The sequence below is a fragment of the Methanobrevibacter sp. genome (genome assembly GCF_050872065.1).
In the GTDB taxonomy this organism is placed as follows: Archaea; Methanobacteriota; Methanobacteria; order Methanobacteriales; family Methanobacteriaceae; genus Methanocatella.
The window spans coordinates 13,021-35,858 of sequence record NZ_JBNMGD010000004.1 but is presented as its reverse complement, the minus strand read 5'-3'; the positions used below and the strand labels follow the sequence as shown (position 1 = coordinate 35,858).

Sequence of the window (22,838 nt, the reverse complement as noted above, 5' to 3'; positions counted from 1 at the left end):
TTTTATGATTGGGATTATTGGTGGTAGTGGAGTATATGAAATTACCCAAAAAGCAGATTCATGTGTTGAAAAATTAGTTGAAACTGAATATGGGCAAGTGACAGTATCTATTTTGGATATATTTTCTAAAACTGTTGCTTTTATTCCTCGCCATGCTGTGGGTCATTCTATCCCGCCACACAAGATTAATTATAGGGCTAATATTGATGCTTTAAAAAATGTGGGGGTTACTCAAATAATAGCTACTAATTCTGTTGGATCAATGAATGAGGATATGGGTCCTGGTTCATTTGTTATTCCGGATGATTTTTTAGATTTCTCACAAAACAGAGCTAAAACATTCTATGAGGATAAAGTAGTTCATATTGATGTGACTGAACCATATTGTCCAACATTAAGGGATATTTTAGCAAAATCCGGTGATGTAATTTTGGGAGGAACTTATGTGTGTACAGAGGGGCCACGTTTTGAAACTCCTGCTGAAATTAAAATGTTTAAAATGCTTGGAGGAGATTTAGTGGGAATGACTGGTGTTCCTGAAGTTAGCCTTGCCCGTGAGAGGGGAATTTGCTATAATTCAATATGTATAGTGTCTAATTATGCTGCAGGTATTTCTGATGATGTATTGACTATTGATGAAGTATTTGAAATGGTTAGTCAAAAAGAATCAGAGCTACTTGAATTGATTTATAACTTTATAAAAAATGCTGAAGATTCTCCGGATTGTTCATGCCGCCATGCATTGGATGGTGCTGAAGTATAGAGGTTAAATTATGAGATTGGCAATTGTATCTTCTGATGGTGTAAATGTTGATTTGCATCTTGGTAAAGCAAAATCTGTTTACATATATGATTACGAAGATGATGAAGTTAAATTCATTGAAAAAAGAGATATTAATATAGATGATGATTCAAAACATCAGGGTAATATAGTTATTAAAGCTTGCAGTGACTGTAATGTTTTAATTTCTGTTAAATATGGATTTAAAACTAAAGTTTTAGCTGATGAAGTTGGTGTAAAACTTGTAATGGATGAAGGTACAATTGATGAAGTATTGCAGAGATACATAGATCATTATAACTTCATGCATAATTAATTCTTTTTTTATTTTAAAATATTTTTTTTGGATTCTATAAAAAATTTTGACTATTTTTAAAAATTCAAAAATCTTTATATATCATGAAAAAAATAACTAATAACAACCTTTATGGGCGGATTTTATAAATTAAAACTTAATTAATTGTATTCTCTTTGAATGAGTAGAGGATACTTCATAATAGTCAAATTAACGATTGTAAACGTATAATTATTGGAATTCATTTTTACAATTTAATTTAAGTGCTATACTTAATTTAGAGACTATTTCATAAAATTTTAATGGCGTAACGCTAAATTACTATATAATATATAATTTAAAACGGTAGATATAATGGCAAAAGCAAAAGCAAGACGTAGAGTACGTGATACATGGAAAGAAAAATCCTGGTATACTATTAAAACCCCAGTAAACTTTGAAGATAAAGAAATCGGAGAAACTCCAGCAAAAGATTCTGAACTTCTCATTGGAAGAGGGGTAGAAGTTACTATGAGAGAATTAACTGGTGATTTCTCAAAACAATACATCAAACTCAGATTTGAAATTGATAATGTTGCAGGTGAAGTTGCAAACACTAAATTCACCGGACACAAAACTACCACTGATTATGTAAGAAGCATGATTAGAAGAGGAACTTCTAGAATCGATGCTAGTACTGTTGCAACCACCAAAGATGATCGTAAAATTAAACTTCATGTTCTCGCTGTAACTGTAAGAAGAGCAAAATCTTCCCAACAAAAATACATGAGAAAAGTAATTGAAGATTTACTTGTTGAAACCGCAGCTGAAAAATCTTTTGATGAATTAATCAAAGTTGTTGTAAATGGTAAATTAGCATCTGAAATTTATCACAATGCTAAAAAAATCTATCCTCTTAAAAGGGTAGAAATTATCAAAAGTAAAGTAATCAAATAAGATTACTTCTTACCTCTTTTTTTCTATTTTTTATTTTCCATTAGTCACTTAATTATCTGATTTTTGATAGAATCCTGTTAAATTAAATTTTTAATTCAATAACTCATTTTTCCAGTTTATTATAGGTTTAAATATATAAGTAATATATTTATAGAATTTAAGCAAATATAATATTGTGATTGAAATGGAAGGGATAATGATTAACTGGTTATATGTAATACTTTTATTTATTTTGGGATTTATTACCTATAAAAGACAGTCACTGGATTTATTCGGTTCTGTAGTAATGATTATTATGGGTATTGTAATTATTTTCTCAGCTGGGACTAACTGGTTATTGTTAATTGTTTTATTCCTTATTTTATCTTTAGTTGCTACTAAATTTTCTAAAAAGTATAAATTGTCTTTAGGGGAATTTGAAGGAAGAAGAACATCTAAAAATGTTATTTCTAATGGTGTGGTAGCATGTTTTATGGCTGCTTTTGGAGGATACTACTCTCCATTTGTTGGAGGATTTATTGGAGCAATTGCAACTGCAACATCAGACACTTTAGCTTCTGAAATTGGGGTTTTAGATACTCATCCTCGTTTAATAACTAATTTTCAGGAAGTAGATCCTGGAACTAATGGTGCAGTTTCAGTTTTAGGAACTGTTTCTGGAATTATCGGAGCATTTATTATAGGTATTTCAGCATTTTTCCTTGGAATAATGCCGAATCCACTTTCAGCGATTTTAGTTTCAATTATCTCAGGTACTATTGGTTGTTTTGGTGATAGTATTTTAGGTGCTCTTTTTGAAAATCGTGGATTTCTCACTAATGAACATGTTAATTTACTTGCAACAATCTTCGGGGCAATTGTTGGAATTTTATTAATTTAACTTTTTTATAATTTTGACTCTTTTTTAAATAAATTATTTAACTAATTAAAAATAAAAATTATGTTAATATAATTTATTTGGTGATATTTATGAAAGGACTTATTTTAGTTATGGATGGTATGGCTGACCGTCCCATTAAAGAATTAGGTAATAAAACTCCTCTAGAGGCAGCTAATACTCCGAATATGGATAAAATGGCTGAAGATGGGATTACTGGTATTATGGATTCAATTGCTCCAGGTATTATTCCTGGAAGTGATACTGCACACCTTTCTATCTTAGGTTATAATCCATATGAGGTATATACTGGAAGAGGTCCATTTGAGGCAAATGGTGTAGGAGTAGATGTTCTTCCAGGAGATATCGCATTTAGATGCAATTTTTCAACTGCAAATGAAGATTTAATCGTAACTGATAGGCGTGCTGGAAGAATAAAAGAAGGTACTAAAGAGATAGTTGAAGAATTAAACAAAATGGTTTTAGAAGATTATCCAGATATTAAAATAATTTTTAAAGAATCTACTGGTCATAGGGCAGTTCTAGTTTTAAGAGGAGAAGGATTGTCTGGTAAAGTAAGTGATGCTGATCCTAAGGTAGAAGGTAATAAACCTAAAGAAGTCAAAGCTCTAGATGATACACCAGAAGCTAAAAAAACTGCAGATATCTTAAACAAATTAGTAATTAAAACTTATGAGATGGTTAAAGATCATCCAGTTAATTTAAAAAGAATTGAAGAAGGAGAACCTCCAGCAAACATTGTCATCCCTCGTGGTGCAGGTGAAGTTCCTGTTGTTGAATCATTAAATGAAAAGTATGGAGTGAATTCAGCATGTATTGCAGAAACTGGTCTTATAATGGGAATCGGAAGGTTTGCAGGAATGGACATCATTGAAATGGAAGATGTGACTGGTGGGATTGACACTAATTTAGAAAATATTCGTGATACTATCATTGATCAAGTTAAAAACTCAGAACATGACTTTTTCTTAGTAAATATTGATGGAGCTGATGAAGCAGGTCATGATGGTCAAACTAAAGAGAAAAAAGAATTCATAGAAAAAGTTGACCGTGTTGTCATGAGTGAGTTAATGAAACTTGAGGATATTTATATTTATTTAACAGCAGACCATTCGACTCCAATTTCAGTAATGAATCACTCAGGAGACCCAGTTCCTGTACTTATTAGTGGTCCTGAAGTAAGAGTGGATGATGTTAAAGAATTCTGTGAAAGAACTTGTGCTAAAGGAGGACTTAACAGAATTAGAGGATCTGATGTAATGAACATTATGATGGATTTAATGAATTATGCTCATAAATTTGGAGCATAGGTGATATTATGGTAGCTAAAAAACTATTTGGAACATCAGGAATTAGGGGAAAAATAGGTTCTGAAGTAACATGTGAACTTGCATTAAATGTAGGTAAATCTTTAGCTTACTATTTAGACAATTCTGGGACTGTAGTTTTAGGTTATGATACAAGGACAACCAATCGAATGTTGGACCAGGCTATTTGTGCAGGTTTACTTGAAAGTGGTGTCGATGTTATAAAGATAGGTATGGTTCCAACTCCTTTAGTTGGTTATGCTGCCGATAAGCTCGATGCTGATGCAGGAATCATGTTAACAGCATCTCATAATCCCTCCCAATATAATGGAATTAAACTATGGAATAAAAATGGAATGGCATATACTTCCGCGCAAGAAGCAGAAATTGAAAGAATATATGCAAACAAAGAATATATTTCAGTATCTTGGGATAATGTAGGTAAATTAAGAGTTAATGAAGAAGTCAAAGGCCAATATATTGATGATTTGGTTAACATGGTTGATATTAAAAAAGGCTTAAAAGTAGTGATTGACTGTGCATCTGGTGCTGGAAGCGAAATATCACCTTTAGTATTTAGAAGAGCAGGATGTGAAGTTACTACTCTTAATTCTCAAGTAGATGGATTTTTCCCAGGAAGAAATCCAGAACCTAATGAAGAAAACTTACAAACATTAATGAAGACTGTTGTAGCTATTGGAGCAGATTTAGGAATTGCTCATGATGGGGATGCAGATAGGATGATTACTGTTGATGAAAAAGGTAATGTCTCTCCATTTGATTCCCTTTTAGCATTGATAGCAAAAGAATTTGATGGAGATATTGTAACAACCGTTGATGCAGGTTTATGTATGGATGAATCCGTAAAAGGCAATGTTATACGGACTGCTGTTGGTGATGTAAATGTTGCCGAAGCAATACTTGGAAAAGATGCATGCTTTGGTGGTGAGCCTTCCGGAACTTGGCTTCACCCAGACTTTTGCATGTGTCCGGATGGGATTCTTTCAGGTTTAAGAATAGCTGCAATTGTTTCAAGAGAAGGTAAGTTATCTGATCTTTTAGAATCTATTCCATCTTATCCAAATATTCGTGAAAAAATAATCTGTTCTAAAGAATCTAAAATCAAAGTAATGGAAAACATGGAAGAATTACTAACCAATGCTTTTAATGATATTTCTGAGGTAAACACACTTGATGGGGTTAGATTAACCTTTGAAGATGACAGTTGGGTACTTGTAAGACCTTCTGGAACTGAAGATTACATTAGAATAACTTTAGAATCAAAAGATGCTAAAAGGGCTGAGGAAATTAAAGATGTTTGTGTAAAAATAATTAATGAAAATTTATGAGGATAATTTTATCTTCAAATTTTCTTTAATATTTGTTTTTTTTTAAAATAAAAAGTTTAATTTTTCCTTGTTAATAAATATATTAACTTTTATGTAGCAGTTTCAGACAACCCTCACTCAGTATATCTGTAGGCTATCAGAGGAGGTTGTATGTATATTTTTTTGAATCAAAGTTATATTCACAATATAAACAGATATATGGTCTCATTTTAAATTTCTATTTTTATTTAAACTTATTCATTTAATTAGCAAAATTAATTAATAAGGAGTAAGTTAACTATATATCATTAATATAAATTTTAAGGGGTAATAAAAAGTGAAAGCAATAATTTTATGTGCTGGTGAAGGGTCTAGAATGAGACCATTAACACTTACTAAGCCTAAAACTATGTTACCTGTTGCAGGAAAACCAATAATGCAGTATAACATAGAATCATTAAAAGAAAATGGTATTAAAGATATTTTACTTATTGTTCGCTATAAAGAGGAAATGGTTAGAAATTACTTTGGCGATGGTAGTGAATTTGGAGTTAATATCACATATCAAAGACAAGAGGATTTCTTAGGAACTGCTGATGCAATTTCTTATGGAAGAACATTTATTGAGGATAGTTTAATAGTTTTAAATGGAGATGTCATTTTAAATGATGAAATTATCAGCGATTTTATCAGTAAATATGATGAATTAAAACCAGATACTTTAATGCTTTTAACAGAAGTGGAAGATCCTTCTGCTTTTGGTGTTGTTGAAATTGAAGATGGATATATTAAAAGTATTGTAGAAAAACCTAAAAAAGAAGATGCGCCAAGTAACTTAGTTAATGGTGGAATTTATATTTTCAACAAGGATATTTTTGATAAGATTGATAAGACTGAAATGTCTGAAAGAGGAGAATATGAAATCACAGATTCATTGACTATGCAAATCGAAGAAGGATTAAAAGTAATGGGACATAAAACTGATAAAGATTGGATTGATGTAGGTCGTCCATGGGAATTAATTGAAGTTAATGAAGAACTCATTTCTAATCTTAAAACTGAAATCAAGGGTACAGTTGAAGAAGGAGCCCATATTCATGGTGAAATCTTTTTAGATGAAGGAAGTGTAATTAGGGCAGGAGTTTACATTGTAGGTAATGTATACATAGGTAAAAATTGTGACATTGGTCCTAATTCTTATATTCGTGGTAATTCTTACTTTGGTGATAATGTTCATGTGGGAAATGCTGTTGAAATTAAAAATTCAATTATTATGGAAAACACTAATGTTAGTCATTTAAGTTATGTTGGAGATTCTGTAATTGGTTCCAATTGTAACCTTGCAGCTGGAACTAATATTGCAAACTTACGTTTTGACAATAAATCAGTTAAAACAAAAATTAAAGATCAGATGATTGATAGTGGAAGACGTAAATTTGGTTCTATCATTGGTGACTCTGTAAAGACAGGTATTAACTCTAGTTTCTCTCCAGGTGTAAAAGTAGGTTATAATTCTACTATTGGTTCTGGAGTTTTATTATATAATGATGTACCTTCTGATACAAGAGTATTAATAAAACAAGAATATATTATTCAAGATAAAAATTTAAAAAAATAATTAGGCGATATTATGGAAAATATTGAAGACTCTATTGTAATATGCCCTGGCGCACAAGTATTTGGTGATGTTGAATTAGGTGAAAATGTATCTATATGGCATGGTGCTATACTAAGGGGAGATACTGATGCAATCACCATTGGAAACAATTCTAATGTCCAAGATAATTGTGTTGTTCATTGTACTAAAGGATTCCCTGTTGAAATAGGGGATAATGTGTCTGTTGGACACGGTGCAGTTGTTCATGGTTGCAAATTAGATGATAATGTACTAATTGGAATGAATGCTACTGTTTTAAATGGTGCACACATATCTAAAAACTCTATTGTTGGTGCAGGTGCTGTTGTAAGTGAAGGTAAAGAATTCCCAGAAAATAGTTTAATTCTTGGAGTTCCAGCTAAGGCTGTTAAACAAGTATCTCCAGAGCAAGTGGAAATGATTAAAGAGAATGCTGATAATTACGTAAAACTCTCTAAGCAATATATGGAAGATTAGGATGAAAGTAAGAAAAATCGTTGATGAAATGGATTCATATGTTCCGGGTAAATCTCAAGATGAAATTGCTCAGGACTTTAATTTAAATAAAGAAGATATTATTAAATTAGGATCTAATGAAAATCCATGGGGACCATCTCCTAAAGCTATGAAAGCTGTTAGGAAAGAAATTGATGTTATAAATAGATATCCTGAATCACAATTAGGTGAACTTGTATCAGAAATAGCTAAGTATTCTGGTGTAGAGGATTCTCAGGTGATAATTGGAGGAGATGGTGCTGATGAAATCATTGATGTTTTAGCAAAAACATTTATAGATGAAGGGGATGAATTCATTGTCCCTTTACCTTCCTACATGTATTATGAGTACTTATTAAAACAATATGGTGCTAATCCAGTTTATGCAAGATGGAATCTTGAAAAGAATGAATTGGATGTTGATTCTATCTATAGAGCTATAACTGATAAAACTAAAATGATTTTCTTATGCAGTCCTAATAATCCTAATGGTACATTGATTGACAGGGAAGTGTTTATAGATATTGCTTCTAAAAATCCAGATATATTGATTGTTATTGATGAAGCTTATTTTGAATATTCAGAGGTCACAAATAAAGATTTAATCAATGAATTTGATAATATTTTTATTATTCGTACATTTTCAAAAGTTTTGGGTCTTGCAGGAATGAGGATTGGTTATGGTCTTGCATGTTCTGAAATTATTGAATATATGCAAAGAATCAAACCAGTTTTCTCTATAACAAAATTATCTTTTGTTGCAGCTTTAAATACTCTTAAAGATACTGAGTATATTGAAAATTCAATTAAAAAAGGGATTGAATCAAGACAGTATTTATATGATGAAATTTCAAAAATAGATGGACTTTTTGTATTTCCATCTAAATCTAATTTCATGTTAATTAATATTAAAGAAACAGGATTTACTGCTGCAGAATTAGCATTAGAGCTTATGAAAAAAGGTATAATTGTAAGAGATTGTACTTCATTTAAAGGATTGGATGAATATTGGATTAGGATTAGTATATGTACTCTTGAAGAAGATAAAAAGTTCATTAAAATCCTAAAAGAGGTTCTAGAATAATGTATATTGGTGGAACTGTTATTTCTTCTGTTGAATTCCATGGAAATATGTCATTGGTTATTTTCATGTCTAAATGCCCACTTGCTTGTAGGTATTGTCATAATGTAGAGCTTTTAGAAGATAATACTGAGTGGTCTTTGGATAAAGTAAAACAAGAAATTGATTATGCTGCTGATTTTTTAGATGCAGTTGTTATTTCTGGTGGAGAACCATTAGGACAAGTGGATGCAGTAATAGATATATTGACTTATGTTCGTCAAATTGGATTAAAAACAAAACTGGACACTAGTGGGATTTATCCAGACAATCTTAAAAAAATATTAGATTTAAATTTACTTGATTATGTTTCACTTGATGTTAAAACAACATTTTCTAAGTATAGAAAAATTACAGGAGCTAATGTTGGTTTTAAAGTTAAAAAATCAATGAATTTAATAAATGATGCTGGAGTTCATTTAGAAGCAAGAACAACTTATGTTCCAACGTTACATACAAAAAAAGATATTCATAATTTAGTAGATGAAATCGAAGCTGATGTCTACACTATCCAACAATTTAGAAATAAAAATGTACTTGATCCTGCTTTAGAGAAAGTGGATATTCCAAATCCACATGATTTGGTAAAATTAGCCCAAGAAATCAAACCTTATTTTAATGGGATTGTTAAGGTTAAATCAGGAGAATTCGGAGAACAAGTAATTTAATTGAGGTATATCATGCCAATTTTGTCATTTTCAAGTAATGATATTGATGTTATTACTGGTAAGAAGACCAGAACAATTCGTAAAGCATGGAAGAATCCACTTAAAGTTGGAGATAGGCTTTATTGTTATTGGAATTTAGTATCAAAAGAAAAAATGAAGATTTTCGAAGCATTTGTTACAAAGATTGAAGACATTTCTTTTGATGATATTAAGGGTAATGATGAATTGGCTCGCCAAGAAGGATTTAAAGATTCTAAAGACATGTTAAAAGAATTTAAAAAGATGTATGGTGGAAGAATTGATCCTTCTGAAAAATTTCAAATAATTTATTTTGAAAAAATTCCAATTGATGATTGGAGAGGCGATAAAATTGATGAAAAGGCAATGATTTCTAAAAGAGCAGATATTTTGTTTGATAGTGGTAAATTTGATAAGTCTACTATGTGTTATGATGCTGCTTTAAAATTAGATCCTCATGATGTCTATTTATTAAATAAGCAAGGGGACAATTTATCAAGATTAGGCAGATTCATGGATGCTATTGAGTGTTATGATAAAGCATTGATGATTGAACCTGATAATGTTTATATTTTAAACAACAAAGCTATTGCTCTTTTAAACTCCGGGAATATTAATGAAGCATTAAAAGTAAGTAATATTGCTTATAACTATCGTCCAAGTAGTCCAATTGTACTTTATTGGAGAGGATTTATCTTAGAAATGCTTGGAAGATATGATACTGCCCTTAAAGTTTATGATAAACTTATAGTTATTGATGGAGACAATCCTGAGGTATGGAATTCCCGTGGAAATTTATTAACAGATATGGGAATGTTGGAAGAAGCTATTGAATCCTTTGATAAAGCTGTGGAGGTTTGTTTGGATGATTCTGAAATGGATGCTGCAGCTATTAATAGGATGGGTAATGCTTATATTGACTTGGGGAAACTTGATGATGCTTTAGATTGTTTTAATAAGGCTATTTCTTTAGAAAAAAATAATATTGATTTTTTGCTTAATAAAGGAGTGGTTTTAATGGAGCTTGGTAAATTTGAAGAAGCTATTGATAGTTTTAATAAGGTATTGCTTAGAAGTCCTGATAATGAGGATGCATTTTTCTTAAAAGAGGAATGTTTGGAATATCTTTGATGTTATTTTTTTTTATTTTTTTTAAACTAACAGTCGTTAGTATTATATATTTTAACGAACAAGTGTTAGTTATGGGAGAGTTAACAACTAAAGAAAAAATTTTTGATGTATCCTTAGAATTATTTTCACAAAAAGGATTTACAAATACTTCAATAAGGCAGATTGCTCGTGAAGTTGGAATCAAAGAAAGCTCAATTTATAATCATTATTCTTCAAAACAAGCTATTTTAGATGATATTTTATCAACATTTACTAATTATTTTGTTGATGATTTAGCTGAGGATACTCAAATGGAGGATTTACTTGAAAAAGATCCTTTATTATTTTACCATATGGGTTCGGAAGGTTTTAGACAATTGATTAAAAATGAAAAAATAATGAAAATATTCAGATTAATATTTATTCAAATGTATCAAGATGATCAAATCGCAGAGTTTTTTCATAAACATATTTTGGAAGAACCACTTAAATTTTGGACATCTGTTTTTACTAAATTAATTGAAAAGAAGCATATTGAGGATTTAAATCCAGAAATGCTTGCCAGAGAATATTATGCTTATGCAATATTTTTATTATTGGAAATATTCATTGAAAACAATTCATTTCCTGAGGAAGAAATTGATAGGTTGTTTGAAGAAGCTGAAAGTCATGCAAAATTTCTATTTGAGTCTGTGAGGATTTAAAATGGAAAATTTAATATTTCCTTATGAAATTAAGGATGATTATTATGGGGATGTTGATGATTTTGCAGTTGAATTTATTGAGTTTGCAAATAGTTTAAATTTGAATGATCTATCTGTTATGTTAGAAGGATTATTGATTGGTGTTTATTGGAAAGTTTATAAAATTGATGCTATTAATTTATCAATCAATTCTTATAAAATGCTGTCCACATTGTCTAGGTATAGAAATAAATCTCTGCAGAGTAAAGACTTAATTGATGATGTTCGGGGATTGATTCTTACTAAACAATTTGAAAATGAAAAAGTTAAAAAAGATTTAAATTTAAACAAAGATAACTTAAAAGTATTATTGAATTTTTTAGAAGCTACTGGTGATTTTGTATATCAGTTGCCTTATTTAAAAAAGTATGAGCATGAAATTACGCAAGAGAAATTGAATATATTTATTCAGTTATCGGATTGGTTTTTGAGAAATTCACCAAAATACTTGGGATTATATACACTTCAATTAAAAGAATATTTGAAAAGTAATAATCATTTTCATAAAATGAATGAAGATATAATATTTTTTAATAGTCCTGAAGAATTATATCATTTAAACATGCTTGGTGCTAATTTAATGAATAGAATATTCAAAGAAGATTTTCAATTGAGAAAAAGAAAAGCATTGCTTCTTCCATCATGTATGAAAATATCTAGAGAAAATTGTAATGCTGAAAATTCAAGATTGGGACCTATTTGTAGATTATGTAATAAAAAGTGTAATGTTTATAAAATAGCAAAAGAATTTCCACATGAACTATATTTAATCGAACATAATTCTGATTCACTTAAAAATGCAACAAAAAAAGATTTGGATGAACTTGGAATAATTGGTGTTACTTGTGTTTTAAACCTCATTTCTGGAGTTTATCAATCAAGTAAAATGGGAATTCCACCACAATGTGTACTTTTAAACAGAGTTTCTTGTGCCAAACATTGGATGAGAGAGGATATTCCATCTACAATTGATTTCCAAGAACTTTCAAACAAAATTTAATTTAAATATTTTTTAATCAGACTAATTCCCCATTGGGCCATCTCATCTGCTTGCTCTTGGGTATTACCTTCAGAATAACTTCTGAATATTGGTTCTGTTCCGGATGGTCTAATAATTACCCAACCACCATCTTTAAAGATTTTAACACCATCGGTTGTGTCAAGTTTATAGTCAGTAGTTTCTTTAACTTCTGCAGCTATTTTTGACATGATTTTTTCTTTTAAATCATCAGCACATTCAGTTTTCATTTTTGCAGAGTAATAAGTGGGTAATTCTGAAACTAATTGTGATAATGTTTTCTTTTCTTTAGCTATTATTTCTAATATTTTAGCAACTGTTAGAGCAGCATCTCTTCCATAAACGAAATTAGGGAAAATTAAACCACCATTTTCTTCTCCTCCGAAAAGACCATTAGTATCTTTTAGTTTACGTGCTACAAGTAAATCTCCAACAGCAGTAGCTATTACCTCACCATTGTATTCTTCTGCGATATCATAAATAGCTTGTGATGTTGCAACGGTTGTTACAATTGTTCCTCCACCATTTTCTTTAAGCATTTGTTTTTCAACTAATGTAAATGTTTTATCCCCTAGAACAAACGCACCATTTTCATCGATACAAATGGTCCTATCTGCATCTCCATCATGGGCAAGCCCTATATCTGCATCCAATTCTTTTACAACAGAAATAAGCTCCTGTAAATTTTCTTCTATAGGTTCAGGGTCACGGCCGGGGAAAAATCCATCAGCTTGACAATTTAAGGTAGTTACTTCACATCCAAGTTTTCTAACCAAATATGGGGCTGTAAAAGAACCTGCACCTGATCCGCAATCTAGGACTACTTTTAAATTTGCTTCTTTAATTGCATCTACATCAACATTTGAAATTGCTGTTTGAATGTATTCTTCGATGATATTATCATTTGTATATTTTTCACCAATTTCATTCCAACTTGCTCTAATTGGTTCACTATCAAAATAAAGATTTTCAATTTCTAATTCAATATCATCTGGAAGACCAATACCATATTCGTCTAAAAATTTGAGTCCATTAAATTTCGGTGGGTTGTGGCTAGCTGTAATCATTATTCCACCATCATAATATTGTCTTACTGCATATTGAACTGCAGGTGTTGGTAGGATTCCTAAATCTACTGCATCACAACCAGCTGAAAGTAAACCCGCTATAACTGCATCTTTTAACATGGGGCTAGTTGTTCTAGTGTCTGCACCAACCGCAATTTTACCTTTAACAACACTTCCATAACATGCCGCTAGTCTTGTTGCAAATTCTGGAGTTAACACATCATTTGCGATTCTTCTAACTCCAAAAGTCCCAAATAATCTCTTTTTATTAGACATGATTAAAATTCCTATAATTTATTTTATATTATTTTTGATTTTTTTTAAATAAATAAATATTGTTAATTTATAATCCGCAAACTGTCTCCACTTGATAAAATTAATTCTAAATCAGATTTGTATTCTGTTATTGTTCCAATGACTTCAACCTTCCTATTTTTAAAGTCTTCAATATCTAAATTTCTAGAGCTGATCTCTGCAGCCTGTTTCTCAAAAATAATTAATGTAATTTGAGTTTCTCCATCGCTTATAGTCAAAAAGTAGCTTGTTTTTGAACTTGATTGTGCAATGTTGGTAATTACTCCCTGAATAGATACTTTTTCATCAATCATTGATCTTGTAATGTCATTAATGCTGATTTTTTTAACTTCAACTGATGGTGTAAATATAATCAATCCAATTATTCCAATTAATGCAGTTATTAGAGCTATTCTTAATAATTTTTCATCTGTAATTTCCATGGTTCTTTAATAGGATTTCAAAGTAAAAATAAGATATAGAATTTTAATTTGTAAAATTGATTTAATAATAAAAAATAGATAAGATTTAATTTCCAGTATGGTACATGGAAATTAATCTTTCAACGGTGTCTATGTCCATTGGACCTTTATCTTTTCTGATGTTTTTAACAACAGGGAATCTTAAAGAGTAACCTGTTTCATATTCGGGTGATTCAACAATCTCGGAAAATGCGATTTCTAAAACAATTTTTGGTTCAACTTTAATTTCACGTCCTTTTGTTGAAATTTCAAGTTCTTTCATTTTACCGGTCAAGTATTCAAGTGTTGCATCATCAAGACCTGTTGCAGCATAAGCTACACTTTTAAATTCATTATTTTCATCTCTGAGTGCCACCAAATAAGATCCAATAAAATCTCCTCTTTTGCCGATTCCATAGGTTCCACCAATAATAATCATATCAAGGGTTTCAGGTTCTGCTTTGTATTTAAGCATTTTTTTACCTCTAAGCCCTGGAATATATGGTGCAGATGCATCTTTAATCATAATTCCTTCATGTCCTTCTTTGATTGATGTTTCAAATAACTCTTGGATTTCATCAATATTGTCTGGAGTTCCGATTATCATGGTACTTAAATTCATTTCGTCAACGGAAGTATCTACAATGGATTCCAATATGTTTCTTCTGTTTTTTAAAGGTTCATCAATCATTGGAATTTGATAATACATCACATCAAATAAGTATACTTTTAGAGGAATATTTTCTACTGCTTCCTCAACATTATGTTTCCTTCTAACACGATGCAATATATTTTGGAAAGGCAATGGCTTTCCATTTTTAGTAGCAATCACTTCACCTTCCACGATATAATCTTCATGAGGTAAGTGTTCATCAAACAATTCAACTATTTCTGGAAGTGCATGAGTAATATTTTCAAGCCTACGGGTGAATATATTAATTTCATCGCCATTCCTATGTACCTGTAGTCTAATACCATCATATTTTGTATCACAAATTGCCATGTTCATTTCAGGAATAATCTCATTTAGCGGTGGTGCAAGTTGTGCAAGCATTGGTTTGACTGGTGTTCCGGGTGTCAAATTAAGTTTTTCTAAACCAGAACTGCCTTGTTCTTTCGCAGTTCTTGCAACTATGGAAAAGTCATTAGTAAGCATTTGAGCTCTTTCAACTACTTTTTTATCAATATCAAAGGCTTGAGCTATTGCATCTCTAACTACTCCGTCCCCTACACCAATTCTCAGTTCTTCTGTGATTGTACGGGTTAAATATTTAGCTTCTGTTGCACTAGCTTGACTTAATAATTCTAAAATAATGGCAATTTTACGATTAGTAGATTTAGCTCCTGTAATTTTGGATAGTTTACGTAAGTTATTGAATACAAAATCAATTGTCAATGGCTGTGAGAAAAATGTCATTTGGGATTTTTTGGAGTATAATTTAATGCATGCAAGACCAATGTCTCCTTCATCACGAACGGCATCTTCAACTGCAGCTTGTGTTGTTCCTACTGCTTCTGCTACTGCTCTTTCGACTAATTTACCACCAATCCCTATTTCTTCTGAACTCCAAGCGGGAAATACGACTCCTAAAATTAATAGTCCTACTTTTTCAATTGTGTCTGCATCTAATCTTTTCAAAAATTCAGAAATTATTTCAGTTTTTTCGAGTCTCTTTGTAGTTGCCTCAAGGGCGGAGTAAACATCTACTAATTCTTGATATTTCATTAAAAATCGCCTTTAGCTATTTTAACTGCACAATATTCTCCACACATTGCGCACATTTCATCATTGTCGAGTTCACATTTTTCACGGTATGTTCTAGGTTTTGATTTATCTAATGCAAGACTAAATTGTTTTTCCCAATCAAATTCTTTTCTTGCTTGTGCCATGGATCGTTCTTGGGTCCATGCAGATTCAAGGCCTTTTGCAACATCTGCTGCTTCTGCAGCTATTTTGGATGCAATGACTCCTTCTTTTACATCTTCAAGACTTGGGAGGGATAAGTGTTCTGCGGGAGTCACATAACATAAAAAATTAGCACCAGATGATGCAGCTATTGCTCCTCCGATCGCTCCTGTAATATGGTCGTATCCTGGTGCAAGATCAGTTACAAGAGGGCCTAATACATAAAATGGGGCTCCATGACAAACAGTTTTTTGAATTTCCATGTTTGCCTTAATTTGATTTAGAGGCATGTGTCCTGGTCCTTCAACCATTACCTGAACATTTGCATCTTGAGCTCTTTTAACAAGTCCACCTAAATTTACAAGTTCTTGAATTTGAGGGATATCACTTGCATCTGCTAAACAACCTGGTCTTAATCCATCACCTAATGATAATGTAATATCATATTCGTAAGATAATTCTAAGAGATAGTCATAGTTTTCGTATAATGGATTTTCCATATCATTATGATTAATCCAAGATGCCATGAATGTTCCTCCACGGCTTACAATACCCATCATTCTATTTGATGCTTTTAATTTTTGAACTAAATCTTTAGTAATACCACAGTGGAGTGTCATAAAATCCACTCCTTCTTTTGCTTGATTTTCTATAGCTTTAAAGATGTCATCCGGATCCATGTCAACTATTTCTTTATTTTTGCCAAGTGTAACAACGCCTGCTTCATAAATTGGAACAGTCCCAATACAAATATCAACTGCATCCATAATTTTCTTTCTAAATAATTTTAAATCAGAACCAGTGGATAAATCCATTAATGCATCTGCACCGTATTCCTGTGCTAATTTTGCTTTATTAATTTCTAATTCAATATCATCAATTTTAGATGATGAACCGATATTTGCATTAATTTTAGTCTTAAGACCATCTCCAATACCACAGGGTTTTGAGTGTCCATTAATGTTTTTTGGAATTACTACTTTTCCTAAGTCGATTAATTTAGCTAGTTTGTTTACATTTATATTTTCTTGTTTTGCAACAATTTCCATTTCAGGGGTAATGTTGCCTTTTTGTGCTTCACTTTTTTGAGTCAAGTTATCCCTCTTATTGACTAATTATAATTATAAATTATATAAGTTCAAATATATAGAATTAATTAAATTTTATTTATTCAGGTTGTGTTTACTATAAAAGTTATATTTTTTGATACTGAAACTACATGGCTTGACTGTTCTAGATGTAAAATCATTGAACTTGCAATGTTAACTGTTGAAAATGGTGTTGTAATTGATGAGTATGATGAATTTATTAATGTGGGCGAGCAAATTTCACCAGAAATAACTCAATTAACTGGAATTACAAATGAAATGGTAAGTAGTGAAGGTTTAAGTGAAGAAATGGTAGCGCAAGACTTGAAAGAACGACTTACAGCAGATACATTGATGATTGCTCATAATTGTCAATTTGACTTACAATTTGTTTACCATTTATTGAAGCGTCATTTCCCGAATGAAGCTGATGATATTGTTTCAAACTTGAACTGGCTTGATACTGTGTCTGTTCTAAAAGATAGGAAAGAATTTCCTCATAAATTAATCGATGCTGTCAAACATTATGATATTCCTGAAGTCAATTTTCACAGAGCTATTGATGATACAAAAGCATTATATAATGTAACTATGGCAATGAAAAGTGAACGAGATGATTTAAGAGAGTATATTAATATTTTTGGTTTCAATCCAAGATATGGTGTTAATGGAAAAAGATTTGAATTTATTGAATACAAATCCCAGTCATTCCATCAAAGAATTGTTGCTCCAGAGTTTACTTTACCAAATAGAAAATCACTATATTAAAGGGTAAGGTAAATCTGGATTATCTTTTTTAGGTTTTTCTCCACCCATTTTTTCTAAACGTATTTCTAAGAATTTTTTCCCATCTTCACTGCGAGCATAAATTGGTATGGATTGCCCCACTGTTTTTATGCTTTCTTTTTCACCAATTTCACGGACATATTTGGAAGCACAAGAGGTTATAACATCACAACCATCAAACAGTTTTCTTGCTTCTTTTGAAGTTCTTTTAGTCGTGTGAACCACAAAAACATAAATATTCACATTAGGATTTTCAGATTTTATTCTTTCAATTTCATCAATGTCACTAGCTAGAGCAATTGTGACTGCAATATTCTTAAAACCCTTCTCAATTGCAAGTTCTATACCCTTAATTTGATCTATTTCAGCAGTTTCGGGATAAACAATATTTTCTTCACCTATTTTATTTATTAATTCTGGAATGGGACTTGTTTTTACAAGACCAGATACTCTTCCACCAATTCCCTGAACAAGTTCTGATTCGCTGATAACTAATGTTCCACAACCTTCTAAAACCATTATGGCAGAATCAATTACTTTTTCATTAAGTAATGTACACATAATTTCAGAAATTCCAAAGCCTAAATAGTCCTTCATTTTTAATTGGCGATTGGGCATACACATTCCAAAATCATCTATCCTAAATTGCATATTCTCAGCTATTATTTCAGGTGTTATTTCTTTTATGTTTCTGTGGTGGTCAAATAAAGGACAATATTCAACTTCTGGTTCAGTTACATCAACAACCTTGCCGTTTTTAATTGTTACTTTACTTAATCCCATTGCTTCAATAATATGTTCGCTCATAATTTGAAGTATTGTTAAATTTATTATTTAAGTATTGTTAAAAATAGTATAATTGTGGAGGTTAAGGGAAGATTCCATATCTTCCCTAATGGTAGAAAATAGTGTGAGTGTTATTATGGAGGTTGTAGGAGAGATTTCTGTATCTCTCCTAGAATATGATCAGTTTACGGGATTATAATGAAAGGAAGAATTGATTATTCTTCCTACATGTATTGGAGTAATGGTTCATCATTGGAACCATGTCCAGGTTTTATTTTATCGATTGCTTCTTTGAAGTATTTATATGGGATTTCTTTGGCATTAATATCATTTCTTAAAGCAAGCATAGCTGCTTCTCTACATAATGATTCAATGTCTGCTCCAACATATTTTTCAGTATTTTTAGCGAGTTTTTTAAGATCAACATCTTTCGCAAGAGGCATATCTTTAGTGTGTACTTTAAAGATTGCAAGTCTTGCTTCTTCATCCGGTTCGCCGACTTCTATGTGTCTGTCGAATCTTCCAGGTCTTATAAGTCCAGCATCTAGGATGTCTGGTCTGTTGGTTGCTGCAATAATTGCAACGTCTTCAAGTTCTTCTAAACCATCCATTTCTGTTAATAGTTGGTTTACAACTCTTTTAGTTACGCCACTGTCAGTATCGTTTTCGCTACGTGAGCTAGCTATTGCATCGATTTCATCGAAAAAGATAACTGTAGGAGCTGCTTGTTTTGCTTTTCTAAATATTTCTCTAACACCTTTTTCAGATTCCCCAACCCATTTTGATAATAACTCGGGACCTTTTACTGAAATGAAGTTTGCTTCACTTTCACTTGCTACTGCTTTTGCAAGTAATGTTTTACCAGTTCCTGGAATTCCGTAAAGTAATGTTCCTTTCGGAGGTCTTATTCCTAAACGTTGGAATGTTTCAGGATGTTTTAATGGCCATTCTACTGCTTCTTTGAGTTCTTGTTTGATGTCTTCAAGACCACCTACATCGTCCCATTTAATGTCTGGGATTTGGACAAGTACTTCTCTTAGAGCAGAAGGTTGGATTTCTTTTTGTGCGTTTTTAAAGTCGTCACCTGTAACAACGATTTTTTCCATTACTTCTTTTGGAATTTCTTCATCATTTTGGATTTCTGGTAGGATTCTTCTAACAACCCTCATTGCTGCTTCTTTACATAATGATTCAAGATCTGCTCCAACAAATCCATGGGTTGTATTTGCTATTTTATCGAGGTCAACATCCTCTGAGAGAGGCATATTTCTTGTGTGAATTTCAAGTACTTCTTTTCTTTCTTCAGAGTCAGGTACTCCAATTTCTATTTCACGATCAAATCTTCCAGGTCTTCTTAGTGCAGGGTCAAGAGAATCTGGTCTGTTGGTTGCACCAATTACTACTACTTGGCCACGGGATTTAAGACCGTCCATTAATGTAAGAAGTTGTGCAACAGTTCTTCTTTCAGTTTCACCATTGGTTTCTTCTCTTTTTGGTGCAATTGCATCAAGTTCATCGATAAATATGATTGAAGGAGAATTTTCCTCTGCTTCTTCAAAGTATTCTCTTAAGTTTTCTTCAGATCCACCTACATATTTACTCATAATCTCTGGTCCATTTATTGCAATGAAATGAGCATCGCTTTCACTAGCTACTGCTTTAGCTAGTAATGTTTTACCAGTACCTGGTGGACCATGCATTAATACTCCTTTTGGAGGTGCAATACCTAGTTTTTCAAAGAGTTCTGGTCTTTTAAGAGGAATTTCAATCATTTCTCTTACTTTTTTGACTTCTTCTTTAAGACCACCAATATCTTCGTAGCTTACATCAACAAGGTTTCCAACACCTTCGATTTTACTTACATCAACTGGAGTTTCGTGAAGTTGTACTTCAGTATTTGGACCAACAATGACGATGTCTTTTGGGTTAGTTGACACAACAGCAAATTTAATTTCTTTCATTGCTGGTGTGAAATCCATTAAATCATCAAATAAGCTACCAAATCCCATACTCATACTCGGTTTTGATGCTCTAATTTGAGATCCAATAATATCTCCTTGTACCATTACTTTTCCAGCGAATAAACCACGTACATCTCCTTGTACACGGATGTTATTTTCAATTGGAGCTAAAACAACTTTTTTAGCTTCTACTGCTTTAGTTTTTTTAATTTGAACTTCTCCACCGATAGTTGCGCCTGAATTTTTACGGACTAATCCATCAATTCTGATAACTCCAAGCCCAATGTCGGTTTGTGAAGGAAGAGCGATTGCGGCAGTTCTTTTTTCGCCGATAATTTCGATTAAATCTTTTTCATGGATATTTAAGTCATCCATTACATTTGGATCAAGTCTTGCAACGCCTTGACCTATATCTTTTTGTGAAATTGCTTCTGCAACTTTAAGAGTAATTTCATTTTCTGCCATGATAATCATCTCCTTTTATGACATAATTCAATAATCGTTATTCTGTATCAATCTTTTTGTTACTTTTTGTAACTTTATTGACAAATATACCTGTATATGTCTTACTATATAAATGTTTCGGTTTTAAAAATTTTTTAAAATTGGCTAATTTATTTTTATATTATTAGTATAACTATTAAATAGTGTAATTTAATTAAAAAAATTATAATAAATCTATTTTAATAAAAAAAGTAAATTTTAAAGTGTTGTTGTTAAATTAAAAGTTTAATTACTTTTTGACACTTTAATGTATGTTCGTATTGTATAAAACAATTATCTTATAATTCCACCAAATCCAGTGAATAACTCTTTGACTTTTTTAATATCTTCTTTTGATAATGCAACAACCTCAAAAGTCAAACTTATAGAGTTTTTACTAATTTGAGGTCCGCCATACGTATCTGTCAGTTTGATATCAATTATATTAGGTATATTTCTGACGGTATCTTGGATGATTTTAACATTAACTCTCTTTGAGAATACGCAACTGATTGATTCTGTTTTTTTATCTAGATTATTAATCTTCCAATCATAAAGTTCTCTGTCACTTAAAACTTCAATATTGGCTATGCGTAACTCTTTAACTTTATTTCCTTTTCTTAAAATTGCGGTTTTGTTTTCTATTTTCTCTAAAATTCCAACATGAATTTTTCCAGAGTAAATGTGTCTTAAACCAACTTCATTACCTATTGATTTAGTTAATAATGTAAATTCATGATTAAGTCCGTTAATGGCTTTGTCACTTCTACCCAATGCATTTTTAATGTCGCCCATATGTTTTGTTGCTTTAATTGCAATTTCAACAAATTTTTCATCATCTTCGTCATTAATCACATCTCTTAACTCAATAACTGCATTTGCAAATGTATTTCTAATTTTTGGACCATTATTATTCATGGACTGAATGTAATAAGTTAAGTAAGGATTTTGTGCAACGATACGTGCAATCATATCAATCATAAGATTGTAAATTGGACTTTCATAATCTTCAGTTTCAGAAATATCTATTTTTAATTTTTCAATAGCTGATGCAGTAGAAATAAATGAAAAATGAGTTAGGACCTGTACGATACTCATCATATAATCATGTTTTTGAGCAGTAGTTTCAATTATTCTCATATGTTGGTTATTTAAATAATTATAAACTTTTTCGTACCATTTTCCTTTTTTTGTAGCTGTTAGAACAATTACCTGGTTGTCTAACTCTGTGGTTCTTGGACCGAAGATGGGGTGTGTTGGGATATACTCTACAGTGGAGGGTAATACTTCTTCCATAGTCTTAGAAGGTTCTTCTTTAACTGATGTTACATCAATCATTAATGATCCAACTTTCATATACGGAGCTACTTCACGTATGACATTTGAAGTGTGGTGTATTGGTACTGAAACAATTAAAATATCACTAAGACCTGCTAAATCTGTATTTGATTTAATATAATGGATGTTTAAACTATCAGCAACATTTTTACCTTTCTTATGATCTCTTCCAGTTATATATACATCAAACTCATCTTTTAAGTAATAAGCAATAGTTTTACCTAAACCATCACTACCTCCAATAATTCCAATATTCATTTTAATCAATTAATAATATTAAATTAGTAAGTATATAAATTATTAACAAGAAAAATT

At 31.3% G+C, this 22,838-nt stretch carries 21 protein-coding genes; 14 read left to right on the top strand and 7 right to left on the bottom strand.

The window, feature by feature from the left end:
* The first annotated feature begins 4 nt into the window (after positions 1 to 4).
* The 13 genes from mtnP (at position 5) to ACR0P1_RS01115 (ending at position 12,335) form a co-directional block, all read left to right on the top strand.
* Positions 5 to 763, top strand: coding sequence for an S-methyl-5'-thioadenosine phosphorylase (mtnP, locus tag ACR0P1_RS01175; protein ID WP_432644584.1), 759 nt, complete (start codon positions 5 to 7; stop codon positions 761 to 763).
* A 10-nt stretch (positions 764 to 773) separates the two neighbouring features.
* Entirely contained in the window at positions 774 to 1,097 is a 324-nt protein-coding gene (locus ACR0P1_RS01170) for a NifB/NifX family molybdenum-iron cluster-binding protein (RefSeq protein ID WP_432644583.1), read from the top strand.
* A 333-nt stretch (positions 1,098 to 1,430) separates the two neighbouring features.
* Positions 1,431 to 2,012 carry a 30S ribosomal protein S3ae gene (locus tag ACR0P1_RS01165; protein WP_432644582.1) on the top strand — a complete coding sequence of 194 codons (582 nt, stop codon included), beginning with the start codon at positions 1,431 to 1,433 and terminating at the stop codon, positions 2,010 to 2,012.
* Positions 2,013 to 2,196: 184 nt separating this feature from the next.
* Positions 2,197 to 2,892, top strand: a complete 696-nt coding sequence (locus tag ACR0P1_RS01160) for a TIGR00297 family protein (RefSeq protein ID WP_432644581.1) — start codon at positions 2,197 to 2,199, stop codon at positions 2,890 to 2,892.
* Between the two features lie 89 nt (positions 2,893 to 2,981).
* On the top strand, positions 2,982 to 4,220 hold the full coding sequence (locus ACR0P1_RS01155; protein WP_432644580.1) for a 2,3-bisphosphoglycerate-independent phosphoglycerate mutase: 1,239 nt from the start codon (positions 2,982 to 2,984) through the stop codon (positions 4,218 to 4,220).
* A gap of 8 nt (positions 4,221 to 4,228) precedes the next feature.
* Complete coding sequence (gene glmM, locus ACR0P1_RS01150) at positions 4,229 to 5,566, top strand: phosphoglucosamine mutase (RefSeq protein WP_432644579.1); 1,338 nt, start codon at positions 4,229 to 4,231, stop codon at positions 5,564 to 5,566.
* 316 nt (positions 5,567 to 5,882) lie between these two features.
* The gene (gene glmU, locus ACR0P1_RS01145; protein WP_432644578.1) at positions 5,883 to 7,163 is read left to right on the top strand and encodes a bifunctional sugar-1-phosphate nucleotidylyltransferase/acetyltransferase; all 1,281 of its coding nucleotides are present in this window, start codon (positions 5,883 to 5,885) and stop codon (positions 7,161 to 7,163) included.
* Positions 7,164 to 7,175: 12 nt separating this feature from the next.
* Positions 7,176 to 7,658 (top strand): gamma carbonic anhydrase family protein, encoded by a 483-nt coding sequence (locus ACR0P1_RS01140; protein ID WP_432644577.1) that lies wholly within the window; start codon positions 7,176 to 7,178, stop codon positions 7,656 to 7,658.
* Position 7,659: 1 nt separating this feature from the next.
* A complete protein-coding gene (gene hisC / locus ACR0P1_RS01135) occupies positions 7,660 to 8,760 on the top strand; it encodes a histidinol-phosphate transaminase (RefSeq protein WP_432644576.1) in 1,101 nt (366 codons plus the stop codon).
* Positions 8,760 to 9,464 carry an anaerobic ribonucleoside-triphosphate reductase activating protein gene (locus ACR0P1_RS01130; protein ID WP_432644575.1) on the top strand — a complete coding sequence of 235 codons (705 nt, stop codon included), beginning with the start codon at positions 8,760 to 8,762 and terminating at the stop codon, positions 9,462 to 9,464. The genes hisC and ACR0P1_RS01130 overlap by 1 nt, the downstream gene beginning before the upstream one ends.
* A 12-nt stretch (positions 9,465 to 9,476) precedes the next feature.
* Positions 9,477 to 10,613 (top strand): tetratricopeptide repeat protein, encoded by a 1,137-nt coding sequence (locus ACR0P1_RS01125; RefSeq protein ID WP_432644574.1) that lies wholly within the window; start codon positions 9,477 to 9,479, stop codon positions 10,611 to 10,613.
* Between the two features lie 71 nt (positions 10,614 to 10,684).
* Positions 10,685 to 11,296: a TetR/AcrR family transcriptional regulator gene (locus ACR0P1_RS01120; RefSeq protein ID WP_432644573.1), complete on the top strand. Its 612-nt coding sequence runs from the start codon at positions 10,685 to 10,687 to the stop codon at positions 11,294 to 11,296.
* 1 nt (position 11,297) lies between these two features.
* Positions 11,298 to 12,335 carry a DUF116 domain-containing protein gene (locus ACR0P1_RS01115; RefSeq protein ID WP_432644572.1) on the top strand — a complete coding sequence of 346 codons (1,038 nt, stop codon included), beginning with the start codon at positions 11,298 to 11,300 and terminating at the stop codon, positions 12,333 to 12,335.
* Here ACR0P1_RS01115 and glmM (ACR0P1_RS01110) read toward each other — a convergent pair.
* The 4 genes from glmM (ACR0P1_RS01110) to thiC form a co-directional block, all read right to left on the bottom strand.
* Positions 12,332 to 13,696, bottom strand: a complete 1,365-nt coding sequence (glmM, locus tag ACR0P1_RS01110; RefSeq protein ID WP_432644571.1) for a phosphoglucosamine mutase — start codon at positions 13,694 to 13,696, stop codon at positions 12,332 to 12,334. The genes ACR0P1_RS01115 and glmM (ACR0P1_RS01110) overlap by 4 nt on opposite strands.
* A 62-nt stretch (positions 13,697 to 13,758) precedes the next feature.
* On the bottom strand, positions 13,759 to 14,157 hold the full coding sequence (locus ACR0P1_RS01105) for an exodeoxyribonuclease VII large subunit (protein ID WP_432644570.1): 399 nt from the start codon (positions 14,155 to 14,157) through the stop codon (positions 13,759 to 13,761).
* Between the two features lie 85 nt (positions 14,158 to 14,242).
* Positions 14,243 to 15,901, bottom strand: a complete 1,659-nt coding sequence (locus ACR0P1_RS01100; protein WP_432644569.1) for an ATP-dependent DNA ligase — start codon at positions 15,899 to 15,901, stop codon at positions 14,243 to 14,245.
* A complete protein-coding gene (gene thiC / locus ACR0P1_RS01095; protein ID WP_432644568.1) occupies positions 15,901 to 17,175 on the bottom strand; it encodes a phosphomethylpyrimidine synthase in 1,275 nt (424 codons plus the stop codon). The genes ACR0P1_RS01100 and thiC overlap by 1 nt, the downstream gene beginning before the upstream one ends.
* Before the next feature lie 84 nt (positions 17,176 to 17,259).
* On the opposite strand from thiC, the gene ACR0P1_RS01090 reads away from it, so the two are divergent.
* On the top strand, positions 17,260 to 17,937 hold the full coding sequence (locus ACR0P1_RS01090; RefSeq protein ID WP_432644567.1) for a 3'-5' exonuclease: 678 nt from the start codon (positions 17,260 to 17,262) through the stop codon (positions 17,935 to 17,937).
* On the opposite strand, the gene ACR0P1_RS01085 is transcribed toward ACR0P1_RS01090, so the two are convergent.
* From ACR0P1_RS01085 to ACR0P1_RS01075, 3 genes are all read right to left on the bottom strand, one after another.
* Positions 17,929 to 18,762: a methanogenesis marker 8 protein gene (locus ACR0P1_RS01085; RefSeq protein ID WP_432644566.1), complete on the bottom strand. Its 834-nt coding sequence runs from the start codon at positions 18,760 to 18,762 to the stop codon at positions 17,929 to 17,931. The genes ACR0P1_RS01090 and ACR0P1_RS01085 overlap by 9 nt on opposite strands.
* A gap of 203 nt (positions 18,763 to 18,965) precedes the next feature.
* Positions 18,966 to 21,167: a CDC48 family AAA ATPase gene (locus ACR0P1_RS01080; RefSeq protein WP_432644565.1), complete on the bottom strand. Its 2,202-nt coding sequence runs from the start codon at positions 21,165 to 21,167 to the stop codon at positions 18,966 to 18,968.
* A gap of 312 nt (positions 21,168 to 21,479) precedes the next feature.
* Positions 21,480 to 22,790, bottom strand: coding sequence for a prephenate dehydrogenase (locus ACR0P1_RS01075; RefSeq protein ID WP_432644564.1), 1,311 nt, complete (start codon positions 22,788 to 22,790; stop codon positions 21,480 to 21,482).
* Positions 22,791 to 22,838 lie beyond the last annotated feature (48 nt).